We start from the raw sequence: 14,548 nt of genomic DNA on the forward strand, positions 1-14,548 counted from the left end.
GCGGGAATCCGGGATGTGCAGGCAGTCTGCCGCGCGCCGCGAACGGCGCGCAACAAAAAGGCCGGCGCGCGGCCGGCCTCCTGGCCCCTGCGGCGCTTACAGCGGAACGACCGAGGCCTCGCGCGTGTAATGCACGTAGCCGAGGCTGGCGCCGGCGCGCAGGCCGACGCCGGTGCGGATCGGCGCGAGCACGATGTCGCCGCTCTTCTGATAGTTCACGCCGACGCCGGCGACCACGTACAGGCTGCCGTCGACCGCGGGAAAGCGCTGGAACAGCTGGCTCGACGAGCGCAGGTTGTAGACGAGGGTGAAGACCTTCGAGGCGTTGCCGCCGAAATCCCAGCCCACCGACGGCCCCTGCCAGTACACCTTCTGGCTGTCGCCGCCCTTGAACTGCAGCGTGCCCTTGCCGTAGCGCAGGCCGACGACGATGGCACCGCCACCCTCGTTGCCGTAGATGTAGGCATTCGGCCGGCCATAGTCGGAGAAGGTGCGCTCGATCGCCTTGGCGAGTCCTTCGCTGGACGAGCCGAAGAACTTGGAGGCGGCCTGCGTGACTTCGTCGGCGCTGTAGGTCGCCGATTCCTCGGTCTGCGGCGGCGGCGCGCCCTCGACCGGCTGCGGCGCCTGGATGTCGCCATTGGCCGGCGGCGGATCGTTCTGCCCCGTCGCCGCCTGCGCGGCGAGCAGGCCCGCCGCGAGTGCCAGCCCGAAGCCGATGCTGCGACGCCAGTGCTTGCGCTGGGTATTCATCGTTGTGACTCCATGATGCTGGAAGGCGGCGGCACTAGGCCACAAAGGCTCTTAATCCGGACTGAACTGTAATGCGAATCCATACTGCGCCCTCAGCCGCCGGCGGCGAGGCGCGTGCGCACGAAATCGGCATGCGGCACGAACAGCAGCTCGGCGAGCTGGCGGATCAAGCCTTCCTCGCGCGGCTCGATGCGGCCGTCGGCGAGTGCGACCTGCCAGAGCCAGCCGAGCAGCTCGCGCTTGCCGTCGGCGTCGAGTTCCGCGTTGAGGGCGCTGACGAACTCGTGCAGAGACACCGCGGCGCCGGCGCTCTCGCTGGCGCGCGCCAGCAGCGCTTCGGTCTGTGCGGCATCGAGCTGGAATGCGCGGCCGAGCTGCTCGCGGATCAGCTGCAGCTCGGCCGGGCTGCGCTCGAAATCGGCGCGCGCCGTTTCGAGCAGCAGCACCGCCATCGCCAGGTGGCGGTCGAGCGCCGCCTTCGGCTGCGGCGCCAGGGCCGCCGTCAGTTTCCGCAACAAGCTCATCGTCTCGCGACCGCTTCCTTCAGAACGCGAATCCCGCGCGCAGGCTGTAGACATTGTTGTCGCCGGAACGTTCGTATTCCGGCGTCAGATTGAAGAACAGCATGGCGATGCGCGCGCCGACGAAGAAGCGGGCGGCGTCGACGTCTTCGTCCTCGATGCCGTACAGGGCCTTGACGCTTCCGTTCGGCTTGGCCGAGGACGCCACGTAGCCGACGCCGGCGTATGGCGTCAGGAAGGCGAAGCCCTTCGACAGCACGAGGTCGGCACCCCAGGCCGAGTAGTCGAAATCGTCGACGCCGCTGGTCTTGCTGTAGTTGGCCTCGATCGCCAGCGCCGGAGTCGCCACGCCGCCTTCGAGAATCGCGTAGCGCAGCTGCGCGCCGTACGCTGCCGCGCCGCCGCTGCTGGGGATGCTGGCGTAGAACACGCCGACGTCGAAGCCCAGCGGCAGGCCCTTGTCGAAGACGCCGCCGACCATGCCGATCTCGTCGACGTCGTCGCCGGTCAGCGTGCGCCAGGCGTCCTTGTGCTCGACCGGCACGTAGCTGCCGATCGCGGCGATGCCGACACCGAGCACGCCGGTCGGCTCGGCCGGGCCGAGCATCTTGTAGTTGATTGCGGCGCTGACGTCCTTGGCGGCGTCGTGGAAGGCCTGACGGCAGCCCGCGCCGACCGCCGAGCACTGGATGCTCAGGTCATCGGCCCAGGCAACCGAAGTGGCGAGCGACAGCAGGACGGCGGCGGCGAGATGGCGCATGAGGGGCTCCCGTGTGCATGTTCGTGACGGTGGCCGCAAGGATAGCAGCGCGGTCAGGGCATCGCGCCGAGCTGCGCCTCGATGAAGGGCTGCACCGCGGCGGCCAGATCGGCGAGGCGGTTGTGGAAGAAATGCCCGACGCCGTCCAGGCTGACGATCTGCGGCGGCGGCGCGTAGCCCTGCAGCACCCGCATCGTCTCGTCGTAGCCGACGACGTCGTCGTCGCGGCCATGCACGACCAGCCAGGGACACGGCGGCCGCGCCGGCGGCGCGGCATTGGCGAAATACTTGGCGAACGGCGGCGCGACGCTGATCTGCAGCGCCGGCGACAGGCGCGCGGCGGCGGCGACGCTGACCCAGGCGCCGAACGAAAAACCGGCCAGCAGCAGCGGCCCCGGCGGCAGCCGCGCACGCAGCCACTCGGCGACGAACACGGTGTCATCGGTCTCGCCGCGGCCCTCGTCGTGCGTGCCCTCGCTCTTGCCGACACCGCGGAAGTTGAAGCGCAGCGCGTGGAGTCCGGCCTTCTGCGCGCAGCTCGCGAGCGTGTAGGTGACCTTGTTGCTCAGCATGCCGCCAGCCAGCGGGTGCGGGTGGCAGACCACCGCGCAGCCGCCGCCGGCGCGCGGCACCGCCGGCGCGTTGATCTGCAGCTCGAGGCGGCCGGCCGGGCCTTGGATCAGCAGCGTCCTGCTCTGGCCGGCGGCCGGCAGGAGATCGCCGGCATTGCTGTTGGTGCCGCTCATGCTGCGTTGCCCCTTTCTGGAAAATGCAAAGCGGCCGTCATTCTGCCTCAGCGCCGTCCGGCGATCGCTGCCCTTGCCATGTCCCCGGCCGACCGGTCAGCATCGGCGCCCATGAACGCTCCCGCCGCCGATCTGACATCGCGCTATCCCCGCCTCGCCGAAATGATCGGCATCGATCTGCGGACGCTGGCGCTGTTCCGCGTCGCGCTCGGCCTGGTGCTGCTGTGGTGCTCGCTCAGCGCGTTCCGCGATCTCGCCGCGTTCTGGACCGACGCCGGCGTGCTGCCGCGCACGGCGATGATCGAGTCGGACAGCCAATGGCGGCTGTCGCTGTATCTGGTCAATGGCCAGAGCTGGTTCGTCGGCGCGCTGCTGCTCGTGCAATCGGCCTGCGCCCTGATGTTCGCGCTCGGCTGGCGCATGCGCTGGGCGGCAGTGCTGTCCTTCGTGCTGTGGGCCTCGTTCATCAACCGCAATCCGGTCGTGCTGATCGGCGGCGATCTGCTGCTCTGCTGCCTGCTGTTCTGGTCGATGTTCCTGCCGCTCGCGGCGCGCTACTCGGTCGACGCCGCGCTCGCCACCAACCCGCCGCCGGAAAACGATCTGCACGTGTCGTGGGCGACGCTGGGCCTGCTGCTGCAGGTGATGTCGGTCTACTTCTTCAGCGCCATTCTCAAGTCCGGCCGCGAATGGTGGCCGGACTTCAGCGCCGTCTACTACGCGCTGATGCTCGACCGCCACGCCCTGCCGCTCGGGCACTGGCTGCTGAAATTCCCGGCGCTGATGAAGCTGCTGTCGATCTACGTCTACTTCCTCGAACTGCTCGGCCCCATCCTCATCTTCACGCCCTGGCTGCTGCGCCCGGTGCGCTTCGCGCTGATGCTCGCCTTCATGCTGATGCACGTCGGCTTCCTGCTCTGCCTGCAGCTCGGTCACTTCCCCTTCGTCAGCATCGCTTCGCTGACCGCCTTCGCCGGCGGCTGGCTGTGGGATGCCGCGGCGCGGCGGCGCGCCGCGCGGCAGGACGGCGGCCTGCGCATCTACTACGACCGCGACTGCGGCTTCTGCCTGAAGTCGGTTCTGCTCATGCGCCAGCTGTTCGTGCTGCCGGCGGCGCGCATCGCGCCGGCGCAGGACACGCCGCGCGCGCGCACGCTGATGGAGGCCAACAACTCCTGGGTCGTCATCGATCATGACGAACAGGCGTACCTGAAGTGGCCGGCGCTGACCATCCTGCTGCGCCGTTCGCCGCTGTTCGGCTGGCTGTGGTTCCTGTGGCGCTGGCCGGCGCTGCGTGCGCCGGGCAACGCCGTCTACCACTTCGTGGCCCGCCATCGCGGCGCCTTCGGCAAAGTCAGCGCGCGCCTGCTGCCGCAGCGCGAGACGGCGTTCGCGGTATCGACGTTCTGGGATCGCGTCGCCGGCGTGTTCGTGGTGCTCGTGCTGATCTGGAACCTGCACACCATCAACCTGCTGCCGGCCGCCAGCTATCGCGCGATGACGCCGGCCTTCCGCGTGCTGCGCATCGACCAGCTGTGGAACATGTTCGCGCCCTTCCCGCTCAAGGACGACGGCTGGTGGGTGTTCCCGGCGCATCTCGCCGATGGCCGCGAAATCGATCTGCTGCATCCGCGGCGCGGTGCGCCCGACTACGCCAAGCCGGACAACTACGCGCTCGACCAGGAAAACATCCGCTGGCTGACCTACCGCGGCCGCCTCTGGCAGAAGAACTATGCCGAGCACCGCCGCTGGTACGGGCAGTACCTGTGCCGGCAATGGAACGCCGGCAAGATGGCGACGCCCGAAGGCCGCGGCGAGCGGCTGATGACCTTCAAGATGGTCTACATGCTGGAGCGCACGCCGCCGCCGGGCCAGACGCCGACCGTCGAGCAGCAGGTGGTCTGGCGCCACGAATGCTATCCCGAAGAGACGAAGGGACAGATTCCTTGAGCGCCGCGTCGCCCGCCGCCGGTCTCGAGCTCATCGACATCGGTGCCAATCTCGCGCACGAGAGCTTCCATGCCGACTTCGACGCCATGCTGGCGCGCGCGCGCGCGGCCGGCGTCGCGCGGATCGTCGTCACCGGCAGCTCGCTCGACAGCGCCCGCCAGGCCGTGGAGCTGGCGCGCCGCCATCGCGGCTTTCTCTACGCGACGGCGGGGCTGCATCCGCATCACGCCGCGGAATGGAGCGACGAACTGGCCGCGCAGTTCGGCGCGCTCGCGCGGCAGCCGGAAGTCGTCTCGCTCGGCGAATGCGGGCTCGACTACTTCCGCAATTTCGCGACGCACGAGGAACAGCGTCGCGCCTTCGCCGCGCAGCTGGCGCTGGCCGTCGCGGCCGGCAAGCCGCTGTTCCTGCATCAGCGCGACGCGCACGGCGACTTCCTGGCGATGCTCAGGGAGCACCGCGCGCAACTCGGCGCCGTGGTCGTGCACTGCTTCACCGACACGCGCGAGGCGCTGCACGAGTATCTCGCGCTCGACTGCCACATCGGCATCACCGGCTGGATCTGCGACGAGCGGCGCGGCACGCAGCTGCTCGAAGCGGTGCGCGACATTCCGGATCAGCGCCTGCTGATCGAAACCGACGCGCCGTATCTCCTGCCGCACAACGCGCCGAAGGAACTGACCCGCGCGCTGCACCGGCGCAACGAGCCGGCGCTGCTGCCCTGGGTGCTGCGCAAGATCGCGCAGGCGCGCGGCGCCGACGAACAGGCGCTGGCGCGCCTCACCGCGGCGAACGCGCGCCGCTTCTTCGGCCTTCCGTAGACACCCTGGCCGCACGCATCAGCGCACGCCGCCGGGCTGCGTGAACAGGCGATAGCCGGTCTGGTAGTACGCGACGGCGAGATCGACGAGGTTCTGGTCGAACGGCGCCGGATGGAAATCATCGACATCGCGCGACGGCGGGCCGGCCTTGCGGTGATAGCTCTGCACGTCGACCTCGCGATTGAGGCCGAGGATCGCCATTTCGCCCTCGCGCAGCACGGCGACATCGTGGTTGTGGTTGAACAGCAGCGTGCGCGGACCGCCGTTCCAGTGCAGCACATCCTGGCCGAAGAACGGCGCCTCGTAAGGCAGGCCGAGCAGGCCCATCACGGTCGGCGCGATGTCGAGCTGGCTGGTCAGGGTGTCGATGCGCTGCGGCTGCAGATGGCCCGGCGCGACGATCAGCAGCGGAATCTCGTAGCTGTGCAGCGGCACGTCGGCGGCGCCGTACACGCGCGCGTCGTGGTCGGCGACGATCACGAACACCGTGTTCCGGTACCAGTCGTGCCTGGACGCCTCGTCGAAGAAGCGGCCGATCGCGTAGTCGGCGTAGCGCGCGCCGGCGCTGCGGCCGCCGCCGCGCGGCTTCACGCCCGGCACGCCGTCGGGGAAGGTGAACGGCTTGTGGTTCGACGTCGACATGATGATCGAGAAGAACGGCTTGCCTTCACGGGCGCGCGCGTCGTAGTAGTCGACGGCGTGCAGGAACAGGTCCTCGTCGGACACGCCCCAGATATTGGCGAACTTCGGATTCGGAATCTCGGCACGGTCGCTGATCGCAAAGCCGTTGCCCGAGAAGTAGGCGTTCATGTTGTCGAAGCTGCCGTAGCCGCCGTAAACGAAGCTGGTCTGGTAGCCGTGCCGCTGCAGGACCTCGCCCCAGGTGACGACGTTCTCGTAGCCGGGCCGCTTGACGATGCTCTCGCTGGGGATCGGCGGAAACGAGGCGCTGATCGCCTCGAGGCCGCGCACGGTGCGCGTGCCGGTCGCGTAGGTGTGCGTGAACAGCAGGCCCTGTTTGGCCAGCCCGTCGAAGCGCGGCGTCAGACCGCGGGGATCGCCGTAGGCGCCGACGAACTCGGCACCGAGCGATTCCTCGGTGATGACCACGACATTGAGCTTGCCGAGACCATCGGCGCGCGCCGGAAAGGCACGCGTCACCGTCGACGGATCGGCGCTCTTGAACGGCACGCCGCCGCGCGCCAGATCGGCACGCAGCAATGCGTTGGCGCGCGCCGTGTCGATGGTCTGGTAGAACTGCGGGTATTCGAGCTGGTTGGTGCGGAAGGCCGAGAAGAAGTTGGCCGGGCCGTTGTCGGCCAGCTCGTTGGCGACGCGATTGTCGAACACGTTCAGCGTATCGGCGCGCACGATGCCGACGACCGCGGCGATGGCGACGAGATGCAGCGCGAACCAGCCGCTGCGCGCGAGGAACCCGGGCGCCTTCTGCTCCGGCGCCGGCTTGAGCCAGCGCCACAAGGCCCAGCACAGCAGCGCCGTCAGCACGCCGAGCGCGGCGCTGATGGTGCCGACCGGGTAAGTGTCGCGGATGTTACCGATGACTTCGGTCGGATAGATCAGATAGTCGACGGCAACGAGATTGAAGCGCGCGTTGAACTCGTCGAAGAAGAAATACTCCATCGCCGCCAGGTACAGCATGCCGTAGACGACGAGGCCGCTGACGATGCCGACCAGGCGCAGACCGCCTGGCGCCGCGAACAGGCGCCGCGGCGCCAGCCACAGCACGAAGCCGACCGGCGCGAGCAGGTAGATCGATTCGGCGAGGTCGTTGAGCGCGCCGACCGGCAACACGGCGACCAGCAGGCGCGGCAGGCCGACGTGCTCGCCGTGGCTGAACACCGCCCACAAGACGACGCGGGTGAGCGCGCCGACGGCGAGATATGCGATCAGCAGCGTCAGCAGCACGCGGTAACGGCCGAGCGAATTCTCGGCGCGCTGGGTCTCGGACTCGGTCTCGAAGCGGCCGGCCACGGGGCCCGGAATGACAGCCATGGACAATCTCGGTGAGGTTTGCCGCAGCAGTATCCGGGCAGCCCGTCAACGCACCGTCAACGGAACGTCACCGCCGGGCGCGGACCGCCCTGCGGCGGCCGCTGCACATCGGCCGCTGCGTATGATGCGATGCGCGCCTCTTCGCGCCGCCGACGCCGACATGCCCAAACTCTTCGTCCGCCTGCTGGTCCTCGCGCTGCTGCTGCCCTGCGGCACGCGCGCCGATACGGCGCCCGCCCTGCCGGCCTGCGGCTCGCTCGATCCGATCCGCCTGTTCGGCATCGGGCGCGAGGCGCCGAGACGCTGTGCCGCCGGCGGCGAACGGCATTACGCGCCGCGCCACGGCGGGCTCGGCTATGCCCTGCTCGACATCGAATCCGCGGCCTGCTTCGTGCCGGACGCCTCGTACGCCCTGCTCGACGAGATCGTCGACGAAGCCGCGGCGGCGGTGCGCCCGCTGCTCGCGGCCAGCGATGGCGAGATCACGCGCGCGTTCGCGCTGCAGGCCAGCCGCACCATCGGCGACCTGCTCGCCGCCAAGGGCTTTCGCCTGCACACGCCGACCGTCACGCTCGGCGACGCGCTGGCGGCGCGCAGCGCGCCCGGCACGCCGGCGCGGCACTGGATGGACTGCGACACCTCGGGCTTCATCTACCTGACGATCGCCGAGAACCTGCAATTGCCGCTCGCGCTCGTCGAGATCACGACGGCCAACGGCGAGCACGACTATCTGCGCTGGACGCTGGCGGATGGCGGACGCCTCGAGTGGGACAGCAACGGCCGCGCCGCCTGCGTCACGCCGGCCGGTCTGCCGCCCTTCGAGGGGCGCACGATGACGCGCGACAACGTGCTCGGCGAGGTCTACGCCTTGCGCGCCCATCTGTACCGGCAGCGCGGCGAAACCGCAGCCGCGGCGCAGGACCTGCTGCGCGCCGTCGCGCTGTATCCGGAATCGCCGCGCGCCTCGAACAACTTCGCCTGGCTGGTGGCGACGCAGCCATTCGCCGGACGCGAGCGCTATTTCGCCGCGGCGGTCGCCGAGGCGACGCGGGCCGCGGGCCTGCAGCGCAGCGCGACGCATCTCGACACCCTGGCCTGCGCGCAGGCGGCGCAGGGCGACTTCGCCGCCGCGGTGGCCACGGAAGGCGAAGCCGTCGCGCTCGACGACCGCAAGGTGTACCGCGAACGTCTCGCGCGCCTGCGCGAGCGCCGCGACTGCACGGGTGCCAGGGACTGAGCCGCGGCGCCAGCAAAAACGGCCTGCGCAGAGGCCGTTTCGCCGGTGTGCCCGCGTGCCGGTGGCGCGTGCTCGCCGATACGGGACTTCAGCCCTTCGGCTGCGGCACGATGCGCAGGTACGGCTTCAGGGCCTTCCAGCCGTTGGGGAACAGCTTCTTGGCGTCCTCGTCCTTGACCGCCGGCACGATGATCACGTCCTCGCCCTGCTTCCAGTTCACCGGTGTCGCGACCTTGTGCTGGTCGGTGAGCTGCAGCGAGTCGATGACGCGCAGGATCTCGTCGAAGTTGCGGCCGGTCGAGGCCGGATAGGTGAGCTGCAGGCGGATCTTCTTGTTCGGGTCGATGATGAACACGCTGCGCACGGTGAAGGTGTCGCTGGCGTTGGGATGGATCATGTCGTAGAGGTCGGCGACCTTCTTGTCCGGGTCGGCGATCAGCGGGAAGTTCAGCGCCGCGCCCTGCGTTTCCTCGATGTCCTTGCTCCAGCCGTGATGATCCTCGAGTTTGTCGACCGACAGGCCGATGGCCTTGACCTTGCGCTTGTCGAATTCCGGCTTGAGCTTGGCGGTGTAGCCGAGCTCGGTCGTGCAGACCGGCGTGTAGTTCTTCGGGTGCGAGAACAGCACGCCCCAGGAATTGCCGAGCCAGTCGTGGAAGCGGATGCGCCCTTCCGTGGTATCGGCTTCGAAGTCGGGGGCGATATCGCCGAGTCTGAGCGTCATGTCTTGTCTCCGTCCGGGATGAAGAGGCCGCTATTAAGGACCCGTCGCGCGACGAGTTCAAGGCATAAGAAAAGACCGCTTCGCCCGGGGGCCGGTACGCAGCGATCCTTGCCGCGCTCGCCTCAAGGCACGACCGGCAGCCATACCCGGCTGGCCTGCTCGCCGCCGCGATAGACGCTCTGCGTCGCGGCGCGATAGTCGCCGCGCCCGGCGTCGAAGATGTTGCTCACATAGGTCTGCGGATTGCGGTCGTAGAGCGGGAACAGGCTGGACTGGATCTGCACGCCGATGCGATGGCCGGGCAGGAATACGTGATCGACGTTCGGCAGCTCGAAACGGTAGTGTTCGACCTTGCCCGGCGCCAGCGCCTGCGGCGTCGCGTAGCCGTGCACGTAGCGGCCACGGAAGATCTCGATGCCGACCGGCAATTCGAAACCGGCGACGCCGGGCTTCGAACCCTCCTTGACCGGCTCCGGGATGTCGTCCGGATAGATGTCGATCAGCTTGACGACCCAGTCGCTGTCGCTGCCGCTGGTCGCCGCATACAGCTCGACGGCCGGCGCGCCCATGATGTGCACGGCCTTGCCCAGCGGCTCGCCTTCATAGGCCAGCACGTCCGGGCGGCTCGACACGAAGCGCTGGTCCTGCACCAGCCACGGCTTCCACTGCATGGGGTCGCCCATGTGGATCGGCCGCGGGATGAACGGCACCGGCTTGGCCGGATCGGAAACGTAGTCGTCGTGGCCGGCCTGCGCCGGCTTGTCGAAGCTGGTGCCGAAATCGGCGGTCAGATACAGCGGCGTCGGCGTGCCCATCGGCCAGCGCGGCGATTCGTCCCAGCGATTGGCGCCGGTCGCGTAGCTGATCGCCGCCGGGATGCGCGGATCGGCAGCGCCCTTGAGGTAGTGATCGAAGAACGGCTTGAGCCAGCGCGTGCGGAATTCGGCGGCGGTGTCGCCGGTGAAGATCAGCGCGCCGAGCTCGTAGCCGTAGTGATTGACGCCGGAATGGCGCCACGGGCCGATGACCAGCGACAGCGGCGCCTTGCGCCGCTTCGAGTCGGCGAGCGCCTTGTACATCGCCGGCGCGCCGTATGAATCTTCCTGGTCCCACTGGCCGACGATCAGCATCGTCGGCACCGTCAGCGGACGCTTGGCCATCAGCTGGTCGACCGCCTGCAGCGACCAGAACGGCGTGTACGCCGGGTTCTGCATCAGCTTCTGCACGAACGGCACCGCGTCGAGGCCCCAGGCCCGCGCGAAATCGCCGGCCGAGCCGGCGTTCAGATACAGGGTGTAGTCGTCGCCGGCGCCGTGCGGAATCCCGCTGCCGTCGCCCTTGTCCTCGCTCATCTCCAGCGCATAGTCGAAGCTCGGAAGGCGGAAGGCGCCGTTGTGGAACCAGTCGTCGCCGCGCCAGCCGTCGACCATCGGACTCTGCGGCGCCGCCGCCTTCAGCGCCGGATGCGGATTGATCTCGGCCATCAGCGAGGTGAAGCCGAGATAGCTCGAGCCGATGATGCCGACCTTGCCGTTGCCCTGCGGTACGTTCTTCACCAGCCAGTCGATGGTGTCGTAGGCGTCGGTCGACTCGTCAATGCCGGTATCGTTGAGCGGCCCGGCCAGCGGACGGTTCATGATCCACTGGCCCTCGGAATGGCGCAGGCCGCGGATGTCCTGGTAGACACGGATGTAGCCGTCGTCGACGAATGGCGCGTCCATCGCCGGCAGTACATTGACCAGCTTCTGGCTGGCGGCGCGTGCGGTCGAGCCCTTGGCATCGTATGGCGTGCGCGACAGCAGGATCGGCGCGTTCTTCACGCCCTTCTTCATGAAGATCACGGTGTACAGCTTCACACCGTCGCGCATCGGCACCATCTCGACGCGCTTGATGAAGTCGGCCGACGGCCGCACCGCGTCATAGCTTTCGACGACGTCCGGCGTCATCGGCGTGACGCGCGCCGCGCCTTCGGCGGCGACACCGCCGAGCGGCGACAGGACGAAAAGACTTGCGGCGTACAGCAGCGCGGCACATTTCATCGACGCCTCCATGGCAGATCGGGGAAGCCGCACGATCGGGCCGCGGCGCACCAGCGTCGGAAAATACGCGGATCTCGCCGCAGGCGACAATCGGGGTTTACACGCAGTTCGCGCGGCGCGCGCTGGTCTAGCTAGCGCTGCGCCGCCGCGGCGCGCGTGGTCTGGCGCAGGAAGCGCGCGCTGAGGCCGATCGCGGCGATCGTCAGGCCGCCGATGAAGCCGATCCACACGCCGGCCGGACCGAGGCTCGTGCGCAGCGTCAGCCAGGCCGCGAGCGGAATGCCGATCACCCAGTAGGCGAGCACGGTGATCGCCATCGGCAGGCGCGTGTCCTTGATGCCGCGCAGTGCGCCGTTGGCGGTCGCCTGCAGGCAGTCGACGATCTGGAAGATCGCGGCGTAGCCGAGGAAGCCGACGGCGATCGCCGCGACCGCCTCCACGTTCGTGTACAGGCCGACGATGAGTCGCGGCGCGACGAACATCAGCCCCGCCGAGACCAGCGCGAAGGCCATGCCGATCGCCATGCCGACGCGGCCGCGCAAGGCCACCTGCATCGCATCGCCGGCGCCGGCGGCGTGACCGACGCGCACCGTTGCCGCCATGCCGACCGACAGCGGGATCATGAACATCAGCGAGGCCCAGTTCAGCGCGATCTGGTGCGCCGCCATGGTCTCCGAGCCGAAGTGCGCGACCATCAGGCCGCCGAGCTGGAACAGGCTGGACTCGGCGAACAGGATCGCCGCGATCGGCAGGCCGAGGCGCAGAATCTGCCGGCCGGACGCGCGCCACGGCAGAGGGCCTTCACGCACGATGCGCAGACCGCGCAGCGCCGGCGAGCGGAAATACTGGGCGGCGTAGATGAAGACCATCACGCAATCGGCGGTCGCCAGCGCATAGCCGGCGCCGGCCGGGCCGATCTGCGGCAGCCCGAAGCGGCCATACATCAGCGCGTAACCGAGCACGCCGTTGACGACGAAGCCGCAGAGGCCCGAAACCAGCGACAGGCGCGTCAGGCCGTGCGCGTCGGCGGCATTGCGCTGGACGAAGTTGACGCAGATGGGAATCGGCGCGAAGGCCACCGCGCGCAGATAGCCGCTCGCGTAGGCGCGCGTGTCGTCGGCGAGGCCGAGAATGTCGAGCACCGGCTCGCGCACCGCATGCAGCAGCAGCATCCACAGCAGGCCGACGATGAGCGCCACCAGCAGCGCGCCCCGCACGAACTCGCCGATCTCGGCGGCGTCGCGGCGTGCGCCGAGCCGCTGCGCGACGATCGGCGCCACCGACATGAACAGGCCGGAGAAGAACACGAAGCCGACGAAAAAGATGTTGGCGCCGACGGCGATCGCCGCGAGCTGCGCGGCGCCGAGACGGCCGGCAAGGATCGTGTCGACCGCGCCCATGCTGACGAACGACAGCTGGGCGATGACGATGGGCCAGGCGAGACGGAAATACTCGCGCGCCTCGCGGCGCAGGGCGGAAGATTCGAAGTGCTGCATGGAAACGGACCGCAGGTAATCTCCTGCCGGGGCAGGAACGATGCATAGCCGAGGGCCGCCGCTGACGGCGGGGGCCGCGTAGTCTGGGCATTTTCGCGCGGCAATGCCAGAGTAGCGGCGCTATCCCGCAATGCGCGCCCTGCATGTTCAAGCTGCCGACGACCGCCACCGCGCCCTTCTGTCCTTCCGAAGTCCGCGGTTCGGTCATCGTCCGCGGCGGACTGCCGGCCTGGAAGAAGCTGCTGATGTACGCCGGGCCCGGGCTGCTGGTCTCGGCCGGCTACATGGACCCCGGCAACTGGGCGACCGGCATCGAGGCCGGCGCCCGGTACGGCCATGCGCTGCTCTGCGTGGTGCTGATGTCGAGCCTCGCGGCGATGCTGCTGCAGATGCTCAGCATGAAGCTCGGCATCGCCAGCGGCCGCGATCTCGCGCGCCTGTCGCGCGCGCACTACGGCAGGCGCGCCAAGCTCGCGCTGTGGCTGCTCGCCGAGCTGGCGATCGTCGCCTGCGATCTCGCCGAGGTGCTCGGCTGCGCGCTGGCCCTGCATCTGCTGTTCGGCGTCAGCGTGCTGAGCGGCGTCGTCATCACCGCCGCCAGCACCTTGATCGTCATCGGCCTCAAGGGCCAGGGCTTCCGCAAGCTGGAAGCGATCATGCTGGCGCTGATCGCGACCATCGCGCTGTGCTTCTTCATCGAGCTCTGGCTCACCAGGCCGGACTGGGCGGCGGTACGCGACGGCCTGGTGCCGTCCTGGCGTCTGGCGACCGACCGCGAGGCGATGTATCTGGCGATCGGCATCCTCGGCGCCACGGTGATGCCGCATAACCTCTACCTGCATTCCTCTGTCGTGCAGACGCGTCGCGTCGGCGCCGACGATGGCGCCAGGCGCGAAGCGCTGCGCTTCCTCAGCCTCGACACCATCGTCTCGCTGTCGCTGGCGATGCTCGTCAACTGCGCGATCCTCATCGTCGCCGCCACCGCCTTCCACGGCACCGGCTACGCCGCCGTCGCCAGCATCGAGGACGCCTACCGACTGCTGGCGCCGGTGGTCGGTACCGCGGCGGCGGCGATCCTGTTCGGTATCGCCCTGCTCGCCGCCGGCCAGAGCTCCACGTTCACCGGCACCATCGCCGGGCAGATCATCATGGAGGGCTTTCTCGATCTGAAGATGCCGTGCTGGCGGCGACATCTGATCACGCGCGCACTGGCGCTGCTGCCGGCCTTCGTCGGCGTGATGCTTCTCGGCGAGCGCTCGGTCGGCACGCTGCTGGTATTCAGCCAGGTCGTGCTGAGCCTGCAGCTGCCGTTCGCCCTGTTCCCGCTCGTGCAGTTCACCGGCCGTCGCGACATCATGGGCGCGTTCGTCAATGGCCCGCTCACGAAGCTGCTCGGCTGGGGCCTGTTCGGTGCGATCAGCGCGGCGAATCTGTGGCTGCTCGCGCAGTTCCTGTTCTGAGCCGGCGTTCGCATCGTCCGCGCCGCGA

General features: G+C 68.9%; 12 protein-coding genes. 4 read left to right on the plus strand and 8 right to left on the minus strand.

Features of this window, described 5'->3' with window-relative positions; genetic code table 11:
* Positions 1-96: 96 nt before the first annotated feature.
* The 4 genes from K344_RS0110330 to K344_RS0110345 form a co-directional block, all read right to left on the minus strand.
* Positions 97-753, minus strand: a complete 657-nt coding sequence (locus K344_RS0110330; RefSeq protein ID WP_028080609.1) for a DUF1134 domain-containing protein — start codon at positions 751-753, stop codon at positions 97-99.
* Between the two features lie 92 nt (positions 754-845).
* Entirely contained in the window at positions 846-1,277 is a 432-nt protein-coding gene (locus tag K344_RS0110335; protein WP_028080610.1) for a tellurite resistance TerB family protein, read from the minus strand.
* A 19-nt stretch (positions 1,278-1,296) separates the two neighbouring features.
* On the minus strand, positions 1,297-2,034 hold the full coding sequence (locus tag K344_RS23035; protein WP_051362109.1) for a DUF6588 family protein: 738 nt from the start codon (positions 2,032-2,034) through the stop codon (positions 1,297-1,299).
* Between the two features lie 53 nt (positions 2,035-2,087).
* The gene (locus K344_RS0110345; RefSeq protein WP_028080611.1) at positions 2,088-2,780 is read right to left on the minus strand and encodes an alpha/beta hydrolase; all 693 of its coding nucleotides are present in this window, start codon (positions 2,778-2,780) and stop codon (positions 2,088-2,090) included.
* Positions 2,781-2,891: 111 nt separating this feature from the next.
* Between K344_RS0110345 and K344_RS0110350 the strand changes: the two genes are divergently transcribed.
* Both K344_RS0110350 and K344_RS0110355 read left to right on the plus strand, forming a co-directional pair.
* Entirely contained in the window at positions 2,892-4,730 is a 1,839-nt protein-coding gene (locus K344_RS0110350; RefSeq protein WP_028080612.1) for a DCC1-like thiol-disulfide oxidoreductase family protein, read from the plus strand.
* The gene (locus K344_RS0110355; protein ID WP_051362110.1) at positions 4,694-5,551 is read left to right on the plus strand and encodes a TatD family hydrolase; all 858 of its coding nucleotides are present in this window, start codon (positions 4,694-4,696) and stop codon (positions 5,549-5,551) included. The genes K344_RS0110350 and K344_RS0110355 overlap by 37 nt, the downstream gene beginning before the upstream one ends.
* 18 nt (positions 5,552-5,569) lie before the next feature.
* Here K344_RS0110355 and K344_RS21160 read toward each other — a convergent pair whose 3' ends face one another.
* Complete coding sequence (locus tag K344_RS21160) at positions 5,570-7,564, minus strand: LTA synthase family protein (RefSeq protein ID WP_084197254.1); 1,995 nt, start codon at positions 7,562-7,564, stop codon at positions 5,570-5,572.
* Between the two features lie 160 nt (positions 7,565-7,724).
* Here K344_RS21160 and K344_RS0110365 point away from each other — a divergent pair, with 160 nt between their 5' ends.
* Positions 7,725-8,801 (plus strand): tetratricopeptide repeat protein, encoded by a 1,077-nt coding sequence (locus K344_RS0110365; protein WP_028080614.1) that lies wholly within the window; start codon positions 7,725-7,727, stop codon positions 8,799-8,801.
* Between the two features lie 88 nt (positions 8,802-8,889).
* Here K344_RS0110365 and K344_RS0110370 read toward each other — a convergent pair whose 3' ends face one another.
* The 3 genes from K344_RS0110370 to K344_RS0110380 form a co-directional block, all read right to left on the minus strand.
* Entirely contained in the window at positions 8,890-9,525 is a 636-nt protein-coding gene (locus K344_RS0110370; protein WP_028080615.1) for a peroxiredoxin, read from the minus strand.
* A 122-nt stretch (positions 9,526-9,647) separates the two neighbouring features.
* Positions 9,648-11,564: a CocE/NonD family hydrolase gene (locus tag K344_RS0110375; protein ID WP_028080616.1), complete on the minus strand. Its 1,917-nt coding sequence runs from the start codon at positions 11,562-11,564 to the stop codon at positions 9,648-9,650.
* A 131-nt stretch (positions 11,565-11,695) separates the two neighbouring features.
* Entirely contained in the window at positions 11,696-13,060 is a 1,365-nt protein-coding gene (locus K344_RS0110380; protein WP_028080617.1) for an MATE family efflux transporter, read from the minus strand.
* Between the two features lie 143 nt (positions 13,061-13,203).
* Between K344_RS0110380 and K344_RS0110385 the strand changes: the two genes are divergently transcribed.
* Positions 13,204-14,520 carry an Nramp family divalent metal transporter gene (locus K344_RS0110385; RefSeq protein ID WP_028080618.1) on the plus strand — a complete coding sequence of 439 codons (1,317 nt, stop codon included), beginning with the start codon at positions 13,204-13,206 and terminating at the stop codon, positions 14,518-14,520.
* Positions 14,521-14,548: the final 28 nt, after the last annotated feature.

The sequence above is a fragment of the Solimonas soli DSM 21787 genome, assembly GCF_000474945.1.
Lineage (GTDB): Bacteria > Pseudomonadota > Gammaproteobacteria > Nevskiales > Nevskiaceae > Solimonas > Solimonas soli.

What these genes read in the sequence shown, in the direction of transcription:
- K344_RS0110385 (WP_028080618.1), top strand. Translation starts at nt 13,204, where the DNA reads ATGTTCAAGCTGCCGACGACCGCCACCGCGCCCTTCTGTCCTTCCGAA.
- K344_RS0110330 (WP_028080609.1), bottom strand. Translation starts at nt 753, where the DNA reads ATGAATACCCAGCGCAAGCACTGGCGTCGCAGCATCGGCTTCGGGCTG.
- K344_RS0110355 (WP_051362110.1), top strand. Translation starts at nt 4,694, where the DNA reads ATGCTATCCCGAAGAGACGAAGGGACAGATTCCTTGAGCGCCGCGTCG.
- K344_RS23035 (WP_051362109.1), bottom strand. Translation starts at nt 2,034, where the DNA reads ATGCGCCATCTCGCCGCCGCCGTCCTGCTGTCGCTCGCCACTTCGGTT.
- K344_RS0110335 (WP_028080610.1), bottom strand. Translation starts at nt 1,277, where the DNA reads ATGAGCTTGTTGCGGAAACTGACGGCGGCCCTGGCGCCGCAGCCGAAG.
- K344_RS0110380 (WP_028080617.1), bottom strand. Translation starts at nt 13,060, where the DNA reads ATGCAGCACTTCGAATCTTCCGCCCTGCGCCGCGAGGCGCGCGAGTAT.
- K344_RS21160 (WP_084197254.1), bottom strand. Translation starts at nt 7,564, where the DNA reads ATGGCTGTCATTCCGGGCCCCGTGGCCGGCCGCTTCGAGACCGAGTCC.
- K344_RS0110370 (WP_028080615.1), bottom strand. Translation starts at nt 9,525, where the DNA reads ATGACGCTCAGACTCGGCGATATCGCCCCCGACTTCGAAGCCGATACC.
- K344_RS0110345 (WP_028080611.1), bottom strand. Translation starts at nt 2,780, where the DNA reads ATGAGCGGCACCAACAGCAATGCCGGCGATCTCCTGCCGGCCGCCGGC.
- K344_RS0110365 (WP_028080614.1), top strand. Translation starts at nt 7,725, where the DNA reads ATGCCCAAACTCTTCGTCCGCCTGCTGGTCCTCGCGCTGCTGCTGCCC.
- K344_RS0110375 (WP_028080616.1), bottom strand. Translation starts at nt 11,564, where the DNA reads ATGAAATGTGCCGCGCTGCTGTACGCCGCAAGTCTTTTCGTCCTGTCG.
- K344_RS0110350 (WP_028080612.1), top strand. Translation starts at nt 2,892, where the DNA reads ATGAACGCTCCCGCCGCCGATCTGACATCGCGCTATCCCCGCCTCGCC.